The organism is Streptomyces sp. adm13(2018) (genome assembly GCF_008042145.1).
Classification (GTDB): Bacteria; Actinomycetota; Actinomycetes; order Streptomycetales; family Streptomycetaceae; genus Streptomyces.
The window spans coordinates 1,533,531-1,550,033 of sequence record NZ_RDBH01000129.1; the positions used below are offsets into that span (position 1 = coordinate 1,533,531).

General features: G+C 73.2%; 11 protein-coding genes. 7 read left to right on the forward strand and 4 right to left on the reverse strand.

What is annotated here, in order from left to right; all coding sequences use genetic code 11:
* The first annotated feature begins 2 nt into the window (after positions 1-2).
* From EAO70_RS23810 to EAO70_RS23835, 6 genes are all read left to right on the forward strand, one after another.
* Positions 3-986 carry a carbohydrate kinase family protein gene (locus EAO70_RS23810; RefSeq protein WP_148004828.1) on the forward strand — a complete coding sequence of 328 codons (984 nt, stop codon included), beginning with the start codon at positions 3-5 and terminating at the stop codon, positions 984-986.
* A complete protein-coding gene (gene metH, locus EAO70_RS23815) occupies positions 983-4,483 on the forward strand; it encodes a methionine synthase (RefSeq protein WP_148004829.1) in 3,501 nt (1,166 codons plus the stop codon). Before EAO70_RS23810 ends, metH begins: the two co-directional genes overlap by 4 nt.
* A complete protein-coding gene (gene metF / locus EAO70_RS23820) occupies positions 4,480-5,355 on the forward strand; it encodes a methylenetetrahydrofolate reductase [NAD(P)H] (protein WP_148004830.1) in 876 nt (291 codons plus the stop codon). Before metH ends, metF begins: the two co-directional genes overlap by 4 nt.
* Entirely contained in the window at positions 5,348-6,745 is a 1,398-nt protein-coding gene (gene ahcY / locus EAO70_RS23825; RefSeq protein ID WP_148004831.1) for an adenosylhomocysteinase, read from the forward strand. Before metF ends, ahcY begins: the two co-directional genes overlap by 8 nt.
* Positions 6,745-7,413, forward strand: a complete 669-nt coding sequence (locus tag EAO70_RS23830; protein WP_148004832.1) for a maleylpyruvate isomerase family mycothiol-dependent enzyme — start codon at positions 6,745-6,747, stop codon at positions 7,411-7,413. Before ahcY ends, EAO70_RS23830 begins: the two co-directional genes overlap by 1 nt.
* A gap of 128 nt (positions 7,414-7,541) precedes the next feature.
* Positions 7,542-11,249 (forward strand): amino acid adenylation domain-containing protein, encoded by a 3,708-nt coding sequence (locus EAO70_RS23835; RefSeq protein ID WP_148004833.1) that lies wholly within the window; start codon positions 7,542-7,544, stop codon positions 11,247-11,249.
* A 36-nt stretch (positions 11,250-11,285) separates the two neighbouring features.
* On the opposite strand, the gene EAO70_RS23840 is transcribed toward EAO70_RS23835, so the two are convergent.
* From EAO70_RS23840 to EAO70_RS23855, 4 genes are all read right to left on the reverse strand, one after another.
* A complete protein-coding gene (locus EAO70_RS23840) occupies positions 11,286-12,227 on the reverse strand; it encodes a sigma-70 family RNA polymerase sigma factor (RefSeq protein WP_148004834.1) in 942 nt (313 codons plus the stop codon).
* A gap of 157 nt (positions 12,228-12,384) precedes the next feature.
* A complete protein-coding gene (locus tag EAO70_RS23845; RefSeq protein WP_148004835.1) occupies positions 12,385-13,587 on the reverse strand; it encodes an NAD(P)/FAD-dependent oxidoreductase in 1,203 nt (400 codons plus the stop codon).
* 79 nt (positions 13,588-13,666) lie between these two features.
* Positions 13,667-14,008 (reverse strand): hypothetical protein, encoded by a 342-nt coding sequence (locus EAO70_RS23850; RefSeq protein ID WP_148004836.1) that lies wholly within the window; start codon positions 14,006-14,008, stop codon positions 13,667-13,669.
* 82 nt (positions 14,009-14,090) lie between these two features.
* On the reverse strand, positions 14,091-14,834 hold the full coding sequence (locus tag EAO70_RS23855; RefSeq protein WP_261993000.1) for a PIG-L deacetylase family protein: 744 nt from the start codon (positions 14,832-14,834) through the stop codon (positions 14,091-14,093).
* A gap of 145 nt (positions 14,835-14,979) precedes the next feature.
* On the opposite strand from EAO70_RS23855, the gene asnB reads away from it, so the two are divergent.
* Positions 14,980-16,503: asparagine synthase (glutamine-hydrolyzing) (asnB, locus tag EAO70_RS23860; RefSeq protein WP_148005319.1), on the forward strand; the 1,524-nt coding region annotated here is incomplete at its 3' end.

Below are 16,503 nucleotides of genomic sequence, written 5' to 3' on the forward strand. Positions count from 1 at the left end.
CCATGCGCATCGCTGTCACGGGATCCATCGCGACCGACCATCTGATGACCTTCCCCGGACGGTTCGGCGAGCAGCTGCTCGCCGACCGGCTCGACCGGGTCTCCCTGTCGTTCCTCGCCGACAACCTGGAGGTCAGGCGCGGCGGAGTGGCAGCGAACATCGCCTTCGGACTCGGTGTCCTCGGTCTCCGCCCCGTCCTCGTGGGCGCGGCGGGCGCCGACTTCGAGCCGTACCGGGTCTGGCTGAAGGACCACGGGGTGGACACCGACTCGGTGCGCGTCAGCGAGTCGCTCCACACCGCCCGGTTCGTCTGTACCACCGACCGGGACCAGAACCAGATCGCCACCTTCTACGCGGGGGCGATGGCGGAGGCGCGCGAGATCGACCTGAGGTCGGTCGTCGCGCGCACCGGCCGGCTGGAACTGGTCCTGGTCTCCCCGGACGACCCCGAGGCCATGCTGCGGCACACCCGTACCTGCCGTGACCTGGGGATACCCTTCGCCGCCGATCCGTCGCAGCAGCTGGCGCGGCTCGACGGCGCGCAGGTGCGGGAGCTGGTGGACGGGGCGCGGTTCCTGTTCACCAACGAGTACGAGACCGCGCTCCTCATGGAGAAGGCTGGCTGGTCCGAGGCGGACGTGCTGCGCCGGGTCGGCACCTGGGTCAGCACCCACGGGGAGGCGGGCGTCCGCCTCCGGGGCGCGGACCGCGAGCCGCTCGCGGTGCCGGCCGTGGAGGTCGCGGCGGTCGTCGACCCGACCGGGGTCGGGGACGCCTTCCGGGCCGGGTTCCTCGCGGGCCGGCTGTGGGGCGTGCCGGAGCGGTGCGCGGCGCAGCTGGGCTGCGCGGTGGCCGCGACGGTCCTCGACTCCGTGGGGACGCAGGAGTACCGGCTGCGCCGGGAGCCGCTCCTGGAGCGGATCCGGACGACGTACGGCGCGGGGTGCACCGCCACCCTCGTCTCGCATCTGAGGGGGCTCACATGACCGTCGTACGGAGGTCCCTGCGGGAGGAGTTCGCCCAGCGGGTGGTGGTGGCGGACGGGGCGATGGGCACGATGCTCCAGGCCGCCGACCCGACGATGGAGGACTTCCGCGACCTCGAAGGCTGCAACGAGATCCTCAACCTCACCCGCCCCGACATCGTCGCCGCCGTCCACGACGCCTACTTCTCGGTGGGCGTGGACTGCGTCGAGACCAACACCTTCGGGGCGAACCTGGCCGCGCTCGCCGAGTACGGCATCGAGCACCAGGTGTACGAGCTGTCCGAGGCCGGCGCCCGGATCGCCCGGGCGGCCGCCGACGCGCACACGGCCGCCGACGGGCGGCCCCGCTGGGTCCTGGGCTCCATGGGACCCGGGACGAAGCTGCCGACGCTGGGGCACGTGAGGTACGAGCCGCTCCGGGACGCCTTCCAGCAGAACGCGGAGGGCCTGGTCCGGGGCGGCGCGGACGCCCTGCTCATCGAGACCTCGCAGGATCTGCTCCAGACGAAGGCGGCCGTCATCGGCGCCCGCCGGGCCCTGGACTGGGTCGGGGTGGACCTGCCGGTGATCGTGCAGGTCACGGTGGAGACCACGGGCACGATGCTGCTGGGTTCGGAGATCGGGGCGGCGCTGACGGCCCTGGAGCCGCTCGGCATCGACATGATCGGCCTGAACTGCGCCACGGGCCCGGCGGAGATGGCCGAGCACCTGCGGCACCTGTCGCGGCACGCCCGCGTCCCCATCTCCGTCATGCCCAACGCCGGCCTGCCGGTCCTCACCTCCGACGGCGCCCACTACCCGCTGTCGCCGGCCGAACTGGCCGACGCGCAGGAGGCGTTCGTCCGGGAGTACGGCCCCGCGCTGGTCGGCGGCTGCTGCGGCACGACCCCGGAGCACCTGCGGGAGATCGTGGACCGGGTGCGGGGCGCGGCGGTCCTCGACCGGCGGCCCGCCCCCGAGCCGGGCGCGTCCTCGCTGTACGGCCATGTGCCGTTCCGGCAGGACACCGCGTACCTGGCGATCGGCGAGCGCACCAACGCCAACGGCTCCAAGAAGTTCCGCGAGGCCATGCTCGACGGCCGCTGGGACGACTGCGTCGAGCTGGCGCGCGACCAGATCCGGGAGGGCGCGCACATGCTCGACCTCTGCGTGGACTACGTGGGCCGGGACGGCACCGCGGACATGGCGGAGCTGGCCGGGCGGTTCGCGACGGCCTCGACGCTGCCGATCGTCCTCGACTCGACCGAGGTCGGGGTGCTGCGGGCCGGCCTGGAGAGACTCGGCGGCCGGGCCGTCGTCAACTCGGTGAACTACGAGGACGGCGACGGCCCGGAATCCCGCTTCGCCCAGGTCACGGCGCTCGCGAAGGAGCACGGCGCGGCGCTGATGGCGCTGACCATCGACGAGACGGGCCAGGCGCGGACCGTCGAGGAGAAGGTGGGCGTCGCGGAGCGGCTGATCGGCGACCTCACCGGGAACTGGGGGATCAGGGAGTCGGACATCCTGATCGACACCCTCACGTTCACGATCTGCACCGGTCAGGAGGAGTCCCGCAAGGACGGCGTCCACACGATCGAGGCGATCCGCGAGCTGAAGCGCCGCCACCCGGACGTGCAGACCACCCTGGGTCTGTCCAACATCTCCTTCGGCCTGAACCCGGCCGCGCGGATCGTCCTCAACTCGGTCTTCCTCGACGAGTGCGTCAAGGCCGGCCTGGACTCGGCGATCGTGCACGCCTCGAAGATCCTGCCGATCGCCCGCCTGGAGCCGGAGCAGGTGGAGGTCGCGCTCGACCTGATCCACGACCGCCGCCGCCCCCGGCAGGGCGACGAACCCGCCTACGACCCGCTCCAGCGCTTCCTGGAGATGTTCGAGGGCGCGACGGCGAAGTCCCTCAAGGCCGGCAAGACCGAGGAACTCCTCGCCCTGCCGCTGGACGAGCGCCTGAAGCGGCGGATCATCGACGGCGAGAAGAACGGCCTGGAGGCGGACCTCGACGAGGCACTGACCGTCCGGCCTGCCCTGGAGATCGTCAACGAGATCCTGCTCGACGGCATGAAGACCGTCGGCGAGCTGTTCGGTTCCGGTCAGATGCAGCTGCCGTTCGTGCTCCAGTCCGCCGAGGTGATGAAGTCCGCGGTGGCGCACCTGGAGCCGCACATGGAGAGAACGGCCGACGGCGAGGGAGGGGTCGGCAAGGGCACGATCGTCCTGGCCACCGTCCGCGGCGACGTCCACGACATCGGCAAGAACCTCGTCGACATCATCCTGTCCAACAACGGCTACAACGTCGTCAACATCGGCATCAAGCAGCCGGTCTCCGCGATCCTGGAGGCCGCCGAGGAACACTCCGCCGACGTCATCGGCATGTCCGGCCTCCTGGTGAAGTCCACCGTGATCATGAAGGAGAACCTGGAAGAGCTCAACCAGCGCGAGCTGGCCGCCAAGTACCCCGTGATCCTCGGCGGCGCCGCCCTCACCCGCGCCTACGTCGAGCAGGACCTCCACGAGATCTACCAGGGCGAGGTCCGCTACGCCCGCGACGCCTTCGAGGGCCTGCGCCTCATGGACGCCCTCATGGGCGTCAAGCGCGGCGTCCCCGGCGTGGTGCTCCCGCCGCTCAAGCAGCGCCGCGTGCCGAAACGCGAGACCCCGCTGCCCGCGGCGGAGGTCCGGGAGCCCGAACCGGCCGGCCGCTCCGACGTCGCCGCCGACAACCCCGTCCCCGAACCCCCCTTCCTCGGGACCAGGGTGGTGAAGGGCATCCGGCTCGCCGAGTACGCCTCCTGGCTGGACGAGACCGCCCTCTTCAAGGGCCAGTGGGGGCTCAAGGACGCCGAGAGCATCGAGACGGAGGGCCGGCCGCGGCTGCGGACCTGGCTCGACCGCCTCCAGACGGACCACCTCCTGGAAGCGGCCGTCGTCTACGGCTGGTTCCCCTGTGTGTCCAAGGGCGACGACCTGATCGTCCTGGACGAGGACGGAGGCGAGCGGACCCGCTTCTCCTTCCCCCGCCAGCAGCGGGGCCGCCGCCTCTGTCTGGCCGACTTCCACCGCGCGGAGGACTCCGGCGAGATCGACGCCGTCGCCCTCCAGGTGGTCACCGTCGGCTCCCGGATCGGGGAGGAGACGGCACGGCTCTTCGCCGCCGACGCCTACCGGGACTACCTCGAACTCCACGGCCTGTCAGTCCAGTTGGCGGAGGCGCTCGCCGAGTACTGGCACGCGCGGGTGCGCGCTGAATGGGGCATCGGCGGAAGCGACCCGGCCGGCCTCGACGGCATGCTCCGCACCGAGTACCAGGGCTGCCGCTACTCGCTCGGCTACCCGGCCTGCCCCGACCTGGAGGACCGGGCCAAGATCGCCGCCCTGCTGCGGCCGGAGCGGATCGGCGTGGAGCTGTCGGAGGAGTACCAGCTGCACCCCGAGCAGTCGACGGACGCCATCGTCGTCCACCACCCCGAAGCGAGCTACTTCAACGCGGGAGGCCGCAGATGAGCCCGGTCCCCGGGGACCCCACCTTCTCCTTCGAGTTCTTCCCGCCGAAGACCGACCGGGGCGAGCGGGCCCTGTGGGAGGCGATCCGCCGCGTGGAGGCCCTCGCCCCGGACTTCGTGTCGGTGACGTACGGCGCGGGCGGCTCGTCCCGCGACCGGACCATCGGGGTGACGAAGCGGATCGCGGCCGAGACCACCCTGCGGCCCGTCGCGCACCTGACGGCCATAGGCCACTCCGTCGCCGAACTGCGCGCCATCATCGGCGCGTACGCGGATGCCGGAGTACGCGACGTCCTCGTGCTGCGCGGTGACCCGCCGGGCGATCCGCGCGGCCCGTGGACCCCGCACCCGCACGGGTTCACGTACGCCCATGAACTCGTCGAACTGGTCCGGTCGCTGGGCGACTTCCGGATCGGGGTGGCGGCCTTCCCCGAGGGCCACCCGAGGTCGGCCGGCCCGGCGGAGGACCTCGCGCACTTCGTCGCCAAGTGCCGGGCGGGCGCCGACTACGCCATCACGCAGATGTTCTTCGACCCCGAGGACTACCTGCGGCTGCGCGACCGGGTCGCCGCCGCCGGCTGCGACACCCCGATCATCCCCGAGATCATGCCGGCCACCGACGTCCGCCAGATCCGGCGCTTCGCCGAGCTGAGCGACGCCGCCTTCCCCGAGGACCTGGCGCACCGCCTGGAGGCGGCGCGGGACGACCCGGCCGCCGCGTACCGCGTCGGCGTCGACCACGCGACGCGGATGGGCCTGCGGCTGCTCGACGAGGGCGCGCCCGGCCTGCACCACATCACGCTCAACAGGTCGACGGCGGCTCTCGAAATCCACCGAACCATCCTCAGCGCAAGGAGCGTTGTCCATGTCTGACGTCTTCACCGACCACAAGGTCGCGGACCTCTCCCTGGCCGCCTTCGGCCGCAAGGAGATCACCCTCGCCGAGCACGAGATGCCGGGCCTGATGGCGATCCGCCGCGAGTACGCCGAGCAGCGGCCCCTGGCGGGGGCGCGGATCACCGGCTCCCTGCACATGACCGTGCAGACCGCCGTCCTCATCGAGACCCTGGTCGCGCTGGGCGCCGAGGTCCGCTGGGTGTCCTGCAACATCTACTCGACGCAGGACCACGCGGCCGCCGCGATCGCCGCCGCCGGGATCCCCGTCTTCGCCTGGAAGGGCGAGACCCTGGAGGAGTACTGGTGGTGCACGGAGCAGGCCCTGACCTGGCCGGACGCCGACGGACCCAACATGATCCTCGACGACGGCGGTGACGCCACAGCCCTGGTCCACCTGGGCGTCGAACGCCAGAAGACCGGCGCGCTCCCGGAGCCCGCCAACGAGGAACTCGCCGTCATGCGTGCCCTCCTGGAGAACAGCACCCTCGACTGGACGGCCCTCGCCACCGGCATCCGGGGCGTCACCGAGGAGACCACGACCGGCGTCCACCGCCTCTACGAGATGCACCGCGAGGGCGCCCTGCTCTTCCCGGCGATCAACGTGAACGACGCCGTCACCAAGTCGAAGTTCGACAACAAGTACGGCTGCCGCCACTCCCTCATCGACGGCATCAACCGCGCCACCGACGTCCTCATCGGCGGCAAGACGGCCGTCGTCTGCGGCTACGGTGACGTCGGCAAGGGCTCGGCGGAGTCCCTGCGTGGCCAGGGCGCCCGGGTGATCGTCACCGAGATCGACCCGATCTGCGCGCTCCAGGCGGCGATGGACGGCTACCAGGTCGCCACCCTGGAGGACGTGGTGGAGACGGCGGACCTCTTCATCACGACCACCGGCAACAGGGACATCATCATGGCGTCCGACATCGCCCGCATGAAGCACCAGGCGATCGTCGGCAACATCGGCCACTTCGACAACGAGATCGACATGGCCGGCCTGGCCAGGATCCCCGGCGTCGTGAAGGACGAGGTCAAGCCGCAGGTCCACACCTGGACGTTCGAGGACGGCAAGGTCGTCATCGTCCTGTCGGAGGGCCGCCTGCTCAACCTGGGCAACGCGACCGGCCACCCCTCCTTCGTGATGTCGAACTCCTTCGCCGACCAGACCCTCGCGCAGATCGAGCTCTTCACGAAGACGGCCGCCTACCCCGTCGGCGTCCACACCCTCCCCAAGCACCTCGACGAGAAGGTCGCCCGCCTCCACCTCGACGCCCTCGGCGTCCGCCTGACGACCCTCCGCCCGGAGCAGGCCTCGTACATCGGGGTTCCGGTGGAGGGACCGTACAAGCCGGACCACTACCGCTACTGATGTGTACGGACGAAGAGCGTGACCCCTGGCTCCCGGACCGCCTCCTGCGCACCGAACGGGACCTGCTGATGCCGCTCCTGCGCCGGACGCCGGAGGAGGCGTACGAGCTCCGCACCGCCTGCCCCGGGTGGACGGCCCGGCAGGTCCTCGCGCACTGCGGGGCGGCGCTGGTCCGGATCGTCGAGGACCGGCTGGAGGAGGGCGTGTTCCTGCCGGAGGCGAACGCCTGCGACGTCGCCGCGCGCGAGGACTGGCCGCTCGGCCGGATCCTCGACGAACTCGAACGCGGCCTGACGGAGGCCGGCCCGGTGATCGCGGCCCGCGAGGACGGCCGCCTCGACGCCGTGGCGCTCGGGGAGTGGGTCCACGCGGGCGACGTACGGGAGGCCTTCGGCGAACCGGGCGCCTACTGCGGCCAGGCGCTGGAGCTCGCGCTCCCGCTCCTCACGGTCACCAGCCGCAAGCGCGAGACCCCGCGGCTCGTCGGCGTCCTCGCGGACAAGGCGGCGGCCCCGGTCTCCCTCGGCAACGCGATCGAGGGCCGCCCGCCGGCCACCTTCAAGGGCGACGCGGCCACCCTGATCCGCATCTACGCGGGCCGCCCGCTGGTGCGGACCCGCTACGTACTGACGGGCGCGACGGAACAGGAACTCCTGATCTACCGCTGACCCCGCCCACCTTCCCGCAGACCACGCCGCGCCCGCTGCCCACCCGCCCAGCGGAACGACTGCCCACAACGGGGGTGGCGAAAGCCCGCCGCACGGCAGAGGCGTGGGCCTCTACAGAAGGGACCACCATGCGCACCCTGGACCGTCTCCTGCACGCCGAGACCCTGCACCGCCCCGACGCCGTCGCCGTCGTGTACGAGGACGAGAGCCTCACCTTCCGGGAGCTCTCCGAGGGCGCCCTGGTCCTCGGCCAGTACCTGCGCTCCCTGGGCGCGCGGCCCGACGACCGCATCGGCATCCACACGGAACCGTCCCTGGAGCTGGTCGTCGCCGTCTGGGGCGCGGTCTGCTCCGGCGCTGCCTACGTGCCGCTCTCCCCGGAGTACCCGGAGGAACGCGTCCGGTACATGATCGAGGACAGCTCCGCCCGGATCGTCGTCACCCAGGAGCACCTCCGCGCCCGCGTCGCCGGCCTCGCCCCGCCCGGCACCACCGTCGTCACCCTCGGCGACGCCGTCCGGCACGCCTGGGCGACCGCGGGCGAGGAGCCGGAGCCGTACGGCATCCGGGACACGGACCTCGCGTACGTCCTCTACACCTCGGGCTCCACGGGCCGGCCGAAGGGCGTGATGGTCGAACACCGGTCGATCGTCTCCCAGTTGCGCTGGATGGCGGCCGAGCACCACCTCGCCCCCGGCGCCGTCGTCGTCCAGAAGACCCCGATGAGCTTCGACGCGGCCCAGTGGGAGATCCTCGCCCCCGCCGTCGGCGCCCGCGTCGCCGTCGGCCCCCCGGGCGTCCACCGCGACCCCGAGGCCCTCGTCGACACCGTCCGCCGGCACCGCGCGACGATGCTCCAGGGCGTCCCCACCCTCCTCCAGGCCCTCGTGGACACCGAGCGCCTCGGCGACTGCACCTCCCTGCGCCGGGTCTACTCGGGCGGCGAGATCCTCTCCCGCAACCTGGCCGCGCAGCTCCTCGCCGCGCTGCCCGCCGCCGACCTGGTCAACCTGTACGGCCCCACGGAGTGCACCATCAACGCCTCCTCGCACGTCGTCGACCGCGCCACGGTCGACGATCCGGCCGCCCCCGCGGCGATACCCATCGGCAGACCGGCCCACGGCACGGCCTTCCACATACGCGACGGGGAACTGTGCGTCTCCGGGGTCCAGGTGGCGCGGGGGTACCTGGACCGCCCCGAGCTGACGGCCGAACGCTTCCTCACCACCGGCACCGGCGAGCGGCTCTACCGCACCGGCGACCTGGCCCACTGGAACGAGGACGGCACCGTCCAGTTCGCCGGCCGCGCCGACAACCAGATCAAGCTCCGCGGCTTCCGCGTCGAGCTGGACGAGATCGCGCTGGCGATCGAGAACCACGACTGGGTGCGGAACGCGGCCGTCATCGTCAAGGACGAGCCCCGCACGGGCTTCCAGAACCTCGTCGCCTGCGTCGAGCTGTCGCCCAGGGAAGCCGCCCTGATGGACCAGGGCAACCACGGCGCCCACCACCAGTCCAAGGAGTCGAAGCTCCAGGTCAGGGCGCAGCTGTCGAACGCCGGCCTCCGGCCCGACGCCGACCTGGCCGGCCGCCCCGTGGTCGTGCTGCCCGGCCGCACCCCCACCGGGCGGATGCGCCGCACGGTCTTCGCCCGCAAGACGTACCGCTTCTACGAGGGCGGGGAGGTCACGCGCGGCGACGTCCTGGCGGCCCTCGCCCGCCGCCCCGAGGGCATCGGATCCCGGACGGTCGGCAGTCTGACCGCGGCGGACCTGGGGGAGATCCTGCGCTGGTCCGGCCAGTTCACCAGCGAGGAGCGGCTGCTGCCGAAGTACGGGTACGCGTCCCCCGGCGCGCTGTACGCGACACGGCTGTACGTCGAGGCGAACGGCGTCGCGGGCCTGGAACCGGGCACGTACTACTACCACCCGGTCCGCCACCAGCTGTACCTCACGGCGGAGCCGGCGGCGGGGAGCCGCGCGGCGGAGGAACCCTTCCTGCGGCTGGCCCTCCGGGGCGTGCGCTCGGCGATCGAACCGGTCTACCGGAACAACGTCCAGGAGGTCCTGGAGATCGAGGCGGGCCACCTGGCGGGCCTGTTCGAGGAGGTCCTGCCCGGCCACGGCCTGGACCTCCGGCCCCGCGGGGACGGCGTCTTCGAGGTGGTCCCGTACGACGAGGAGTCCCGCACGCCCCCCGAGGTCGACGTCTACGTCCAGGCGCACGGGGACGCGGTGACCGGCCTGCCCGAGGGCCAGTACGCCTACGAGGACGGCGACCTGAGACGGGTCTCCGCCGCCCTGGTGGAGAAGCGGCACGTGATCGCGATCAACCAGGGGGTCTACGAGCGGGCGCGGCTGGGCATCACGGTGATCGCCCGCACGGCGCACGCCGACCGCGCCTACGTGGACCTGGGCCGGACCCTCCAGCGCCTCCAACTCGGTGACCACGGCCTCGGGTTCATGTCCGCCGGCTACAGCTCCAAGTCCGGCGACCCGCTCCCCGCGGCCCGCCGGACGGACGAGATCCTGGCGGCGGCCGGCCGGCCGGCCGGACCCTCGTACTTCTTCGTCGGCGGCCGGGTCTCCCGGGAGCAGGCGCTCAGCGAGGGCATGCACGAGGACACCGTCCACATGAAGGGCCCGGCGGAGATGATCCGCGACGACCTGACCCACCACCTGCCCGACTACATGATCCCCAACCGGGTGGTCGTCCTGGACCGGCTGCCGCTGTCCGCGAACGGCAAGGTGGACACGAGGGCGCTGGCCGGTCTCGCCGTGGTCGACGTCGGCCTGCACGGCCGGCCGCACGTCCTCCCGCGCACCCGCACGGAGCGCCGCCTCGCCGAGGCGTGGGCGGCGGCGCTGAAGTACGGGGACGCCGGGGCGGTCTCGGTCCTCGACGACTTCTTCGAGTCGGGCGGCAACTCCCTCGTCGCCGTCGCGCTGGTGACCCGGATCAACCGGGAGTTCGACGCGCGGCTGCCGCTCCAGATCCTCTTCGACCGCCCGACGATCGAGAAGCTCGCCCACCGGCTGGACGGCGCGGCCGCGGCCCCCTCCTCCCGGCTGGTCCGGCTCCAGGCGGCCGGCGCGCGGCCGCCGGTCTTCTGCTGGCCCGGTCTCGGCGGCTACCCGATGAACCTGCGGCACCTCGCGGAGGACATCGGCATCGACCGCCCCTTCTACGGGGTGCAGGCGCACGGCATCAACCGCGGCGAGGAGCCGTACCCGACGATCCGCGAGACGGCGGCGGCGGACGTGGCGGCGATCCGGCGCCGCCAGCCGGCCGGCCCGTACACGCTCTGGGGATACTCCTTCGGCGCGCGGGTCGCCTTCGAGTCCGCGCACCTCCTGGAGGCGGCGGGGGAGCAGGTGGAGAACCTGTTCCTGATCGCGCCGGGCTCGCCGAAGGTCCGGTCCTCGCAGACGGGCGGAGCGGACTACCGGAACCCGGCGTTCGTGACGATCCTGTACTCGGTGTTCGCCGGGGCGCTCGACCCGACGGTGACGGCGGACGGCCGGGAGGACTTCGTACGACGGGTGGCGGCCGACTTCCCTTACCTGGAGCCGGAGTTGATCGGCCGGATCGTGGCGATCGTGGAGGAGACCTTCGCGTTCACGTACACCTTCCGCGAACTGACGGAGCGCCGGGTGGCGTGCCCGGTCACCCTCTTCAAGGCGGCGGGCGACGACTACGCGTTCCTGGAGAACGCCGAGGGCTGGTCGACGCGCCCGCCGACGGTGGTGGAACTGGACGCGGACCACTACGGCCTGCTGCGGCGACCCGACCTGAACGAACTGGTCAAGAAGATCAGGTACCGGCTGGGGCAGTAGGACCGCCGGCCGCGCGGCGGCCCCCCGATCCCCCGGTCACCACGCGGCGATGACCGGCGCCCCGGGTCCGCTCCGGCGCCAGGCCTCGGCGAGGCGGGTGAGCCGGTCCCGGGTGGCGACCCCGTGCAGGGACGTGATCCGGCCGTCGCCGACCGCGCACACCACGGCGCCCACGACCCGTCCGTCGACCACGGCGAGGACGGCGGGGGCGCCGTTGACCGCGGCGACGTACAGCGCGGGCGTGCCGCCGGCCAGCCGCCGCTTCGCCTCCGTGGGCCGGAACCCGGCCCGTACGAAGGAGGCGACCCGCTCGCGGGTCGTGATCCGCAGCAGCCGCCTGGCCAGCCCCGCGCCGTCCGACACCGCGGTCACGTCGTCGGTGAGCAGCGCCACGAGGCGCTCGGTGCGTCCCGAGACCGCGGCGGCGAGGAACTCCTCGACGACCCGGCGCGCGGTCTCCGGGTCCGGCGCGACCCGGCCGCCGCGGCGCTCGGCCGCGACCCGGACCCGGGCCCGGTGGGTGTGCTGCTGGCTCGTGGACTCGGTGATGTCGAGGATCCCGGCGATCTCGGCGTGGCTGTAGGAGAAGGCCTCGCGCAGGACGTACACGGCCCGTTCGACCGGGGACAGGCGCTCCATGAGGGTCAGGACGGCGAGGGACACCGACTCGCGCTGCTCGAAGGTGTCGGCGGGGCCGAGCATCGGGTCGCCGTCGAGGAGCGGCTCGGGGAGCCAGGCGCCGGCGGCGCGTTCGTGGCGGGTGTGCGCCGAGCGGAGCCGGTCGAGGCAGAGGTGGGTGAGGACCTTGGTCAGCCAGGCCTCCGGGACGTCGATCCGGTCGCGGTCCGCGGCCTGCCAGCGCAGGAAGGTGTCCTGCACGGCGTCCTCGGCGTCCGCGGCCGAACCGAGCAGGCGGTAGGCGAGCGAGCCCAGCCGCGCCCGCCCGGCCTCGAAACGTGCGACGGCTGCGCTGTCCATGACGAACACCTTAGGACCGGCCGCGGGCGCGCGGCGGGCGCCCGCCGGCCGCGCCGGGTCCGACGCCCCGGCGACCGCGCGGCCGGCCGGGCCGGGGGCGGGTCCCGGGCAGGGACCCGCCCCGGACCGGGCCCACGTCACGGAGCGTCGGCACCCCCTAGACCGTCGCACGGACGCCGGTCCGGTCGGGCGCGGGCGCGGCGGCCGTCAGTCGCTTGCGCCTCGGCAGGCCGAGGACGGGGTGGGCGATGTTCCACCCGGCGCCGGCCAGGATGCCCGCCTTCATCCGTGCGGCGGTCCGGCCGCCCAGGTACCAGTCCTTGGACCGCGCGTCCCCGTCCACCGTCTGGAAGACGGCGTCCCGCCGCCCGAGGCTGATGTGGTTGCCGTGGTACTTCAGCCCCACGGTCGGGACCTCACCGCCGGTGAGGCGCGCGATGATCGCGGCGCTCGCCTGCATGGTGGTGAACCCGGCCGACGCGCAGGACATCGGCAGGGGGCGGCCGTTGTCGCCGATCGCGTGGACGGAGTCGCCGGCGGCGTAGACGTTCGGGTGGGAGACCGAGCGCATGGTGCGGTCGACGAGGATCCGCCCGGACTCGGCGACCGCCAGGCCCGCGGCGGCCGCGAGCGGGTGCACGGCGAACCCGGCCGTCCACACGGTCACGTCGGCCGGTACGGTCGCGCCGCCCGCGGTGACCGCCCGGGCCGGTTCGACGGCCGTGACCTCGGTGTGCGCGTGCACGGTGACGCCGAGCCGGTCGAGGGCCCGGTGCAGGTGGCGGCGCGCCTTCGGGGAGAGCCAGGCGCCCGGCTCGCCGCGGGCGGCGAGGGCGACCGAGAGGTCGGGCCGGGCCTCGGCGATCTCGGTGGCGGTCTCGATGCCGGTCAGGCCCTCGCCGACGACCAGGACGGTGCCGCCCGCCTCCAGGGCGGCCAGCCGCTCGCGCAGCCGGAGGGCCGAGTCCCGGCCGGCCACGTCGTGGGCGTACTCGGCCGCGCCGGGCACGCCGTGGTGGTCCACGGAGCTGCCGAGGGCGTAGAGGAGGGTGTCGTAGGCGAGTTCGCCGCCGTCCGTGCCGGGCCCCGGGGTCACCGAGACGGTCCCGCGCACGGGGTCGACTCCGGTGACGCGGGCCACCCGCAGCCGGACCCCGCTCCCCGCGAAGACATCGGCGAGCGACCGGACCGAGCGGTCCCGGCCGCTGGCGAGCTGGTGCAGCCGCATCCGCTCGACGAAGTCGGGGGCGGCGTTGACGACGGTGATCTCGGTGTCGGCGGGGGAGAGCCGGCGGGCCAGGTTCCCGGCGGCGTAGGCCCCGGCGTATCCGGCTCCGAGGACGACGATGCGGTGCTTCATGACGATGCTCCTGTCTCGTTCGGGCGCCCCTTGAACGAGACGCCGCCCGATTGCTGACAGACGACCCGTGTGACCCCGGTCACACCCCTCGGTCACCGCCGCGGGGGGCCGAGACCGCCGCCACCACGGTCCCCGCGACGGCGAGGACCGCCCCGGCGGCGAGTACGCCGCCGCGGGAGCGCCAGGAGAGCACCGACCAGCGGGACTGGGCCGAGAGCAGCGACCCGAGGCTCGCCCAGGAGCCCACCGAGGCGGCCGACATCGCGGAGCCCACGGAGCCGACGGACAGGTACGACCCGACGGAGCCGACGGACAGGAACGACCCGACCGAGCCGATCGACAGCGTCGACCCGACCGAGGCGATGGACAGGAACGAGTCCCGTGACCAGAGCGAGAGCGACGAACCGCGGCGAGAGGTCATGTGCCGATCGTAGGGGCGTTCCCCGGGCGGCGCGCGGGTCGTGTGCGCCGAGGTGCGGTCCGGGCCGCGCACGCGGGCGTGCTCAGTCGATGTGCACGATCTGGAACGCCTCCGCCATCCGCCCCGCCGGCAGCCCGCCCGCCGTCGCGTGTTCGCCGAGCCAGGTGCGGAGCAGCCCCGCGAGGTCGTCGAAGTGGGCCGTCTGTGAGGTGTGGATGCGCAGGGCCTCGACCTTGCGGTCGAAGACGGGGGTGACATCCACGTACTGGTTGGGGGTGGGGCCGGTCATCAGCCAGAGTTCGTGCACGGTCCACGGCTCCAGGCCCTCCTCCTTCAGCAGGGAGGGGTGGGCGAAGGGGTTGCGGGCCTCGGGGTAGACCGCGCGCAGGCAGGCGTCGCCGACGGCGCGGTGGTCGGGGTGGAGGTCGGCGACCCGCGCCCAGTTGATCTCGGGGGACGGGATGATCGCGCGCTGCGGCCGTACCTCCCGGATCACCCGGCACAGGTCCCGGCGGAGTTCCACGGAGGCCTCCACGAAGCTGTCGGGGTAGCCGAGGAAGCGGACGTCCGCGACGCCGCTGAGCTTGGCGGAGTGGACCTGTTCGGCGCGGCGCAGATCCGCCATGGCCTGGCGGGGGAGCCGGTCGTCGTAGCCGCCGGCGCCGCCGTCCGTGACGATGCAGTACGTGACGCGGGTGCCGCGCTCGATCCACCGCATGACGGTGCCGCTGACGCAGAACTCGATGTCGTCGGGGTGCGCGGCCACGACGAGCAGCGATTCGGGCGCGGTGCGGGCGGCGTGGTCGTAGTCCTCCATGTCCCTCATGAGGTCAGCCTGTTGGGGCGGCGGGGGCGTCGCAAGGCCAACCGGTGGCGTGAACAGGACATGGCACTTACGCGCCATTCAAAAACTTGGTAGATTCAAATCATTGGTCCAACAGGGTGAGTGACGTGCTTGGAGGGTGACCGCTGTGTGCAGGATTCTCGGCTCCTTCGCCGCCGGGGCGGCGGCCCGCGCCGACCGCCCCGACCCGGCGCAACTCGCCGCCGTGTCGGCCCGCCAGCGCCACGGCGGACCCGACGAGCACGCCGTGCTCACCGGCCCCGGCTGGGCCCTCGGCTGCGACCGGCTCGCCGTCACCGACCCCTGCGGCGGTCGGCAGCCCTACCGGCTGCCGCACCTCCCCGGCGTCCTCGCCGTCCTCAACGGCGAGATCTACAACCACGCCGAGCTGCGCCGGACCCTCGCCGCCCGCGGCCACCGCTTCCCCGACCGCTGCGACGGCACGCTGCTGCCCGCCCTCTACGCCGAGTACGGCGCCGCGTTCGCCGAGCACCTCGACGGCATGTTCGCCGTCGCCGTCCTCGACCTGCGCCCCGGCAGCACCCGACTCGTCCTCGCCGTCGACGACATGGGCATGAAGCCGATCCACCTCCACCACGACCCGTACGACGGGTCCACCCGCTTCGCCTCCGAGATCCCCGCGCTCCTCGCCTTCGAGGGCGTGCGGATCTCGCCGCGCGAGGACTCCCTCGACACCGTCCTCGCCACCCGCACGTCCTTCTCCGCCCACACCGCGCTCGACGGCGTCGACGTCCTGCCGCCCGGCGCCACCGCCCTCGTACGGCCCGGGGCCGCACCCGTCGTCCGCCGCCGCGGCCCGCACCGGAGCGCCCCCGTCGGCGACACCCAGGACGTCCTGCGGCACGAGGTGCGGCGGCTCGCCGAGGCCGACATGCCGGTCTGCGCCATCACCAGCGGCGGCCTCGACTCCGGGCTCGTCACCGCGCTCGCCGCCGAGCACGCCCGCGAGACCGACGCCCCGCCGCTGCACACCTTCCACCTCACCTACCGCGGCCGGTGGCCCGACTCCGAGGCCGCGTACGCCCGTTCCGTCGCGCGCCGGACCCGCACCGTGCACCACGAGGTCGCCGTCGACCCCGACGAGACCGGCTCCCTCCTCACCCGGACCGTCCGCCACCTCGGCCAGCCCAACGCCGACCCGATCGCCCTCTCCACCTACGCGCTCTTCCGTGCCGTCCGCGAGAACGGCTTCACCGTCGCGCTGACCGGCGACGGGGCCGATGAACTCTTCGGCGGCTACGACCGGATGGCGGCGGCGCTCGCCGCACCGGCGGGCACGGACTGGGCCGGGGCGTACGCGGACGCGCTCTCGGCCGCGCCACGCCTGCTCCGCGAGCACCTGTACACCGCCGACTACCGGGCCCACATCGCCGACCGCGGGTCGGCGGCCGACCGCATCGAGCAGGAACTGCGCTCCGCGGAGGCCGTCGGCGAGGACCGGCTCACCGCGATGACGGCCTTCGAGACGCGCTGGCGGCTGCCGGCGTACCACCTGCGGCGGGTGGACCACCTCTCGATGGCGTGGGCGGTCGAGGCGCGGATGCCGTTCTGCCAGCCGGCCGTCGTGACCCACACGCGCGCGCTGCCGACGGCCGCGCGGACGGGGAAGCGGGCGCTGTACGAGGCGGGG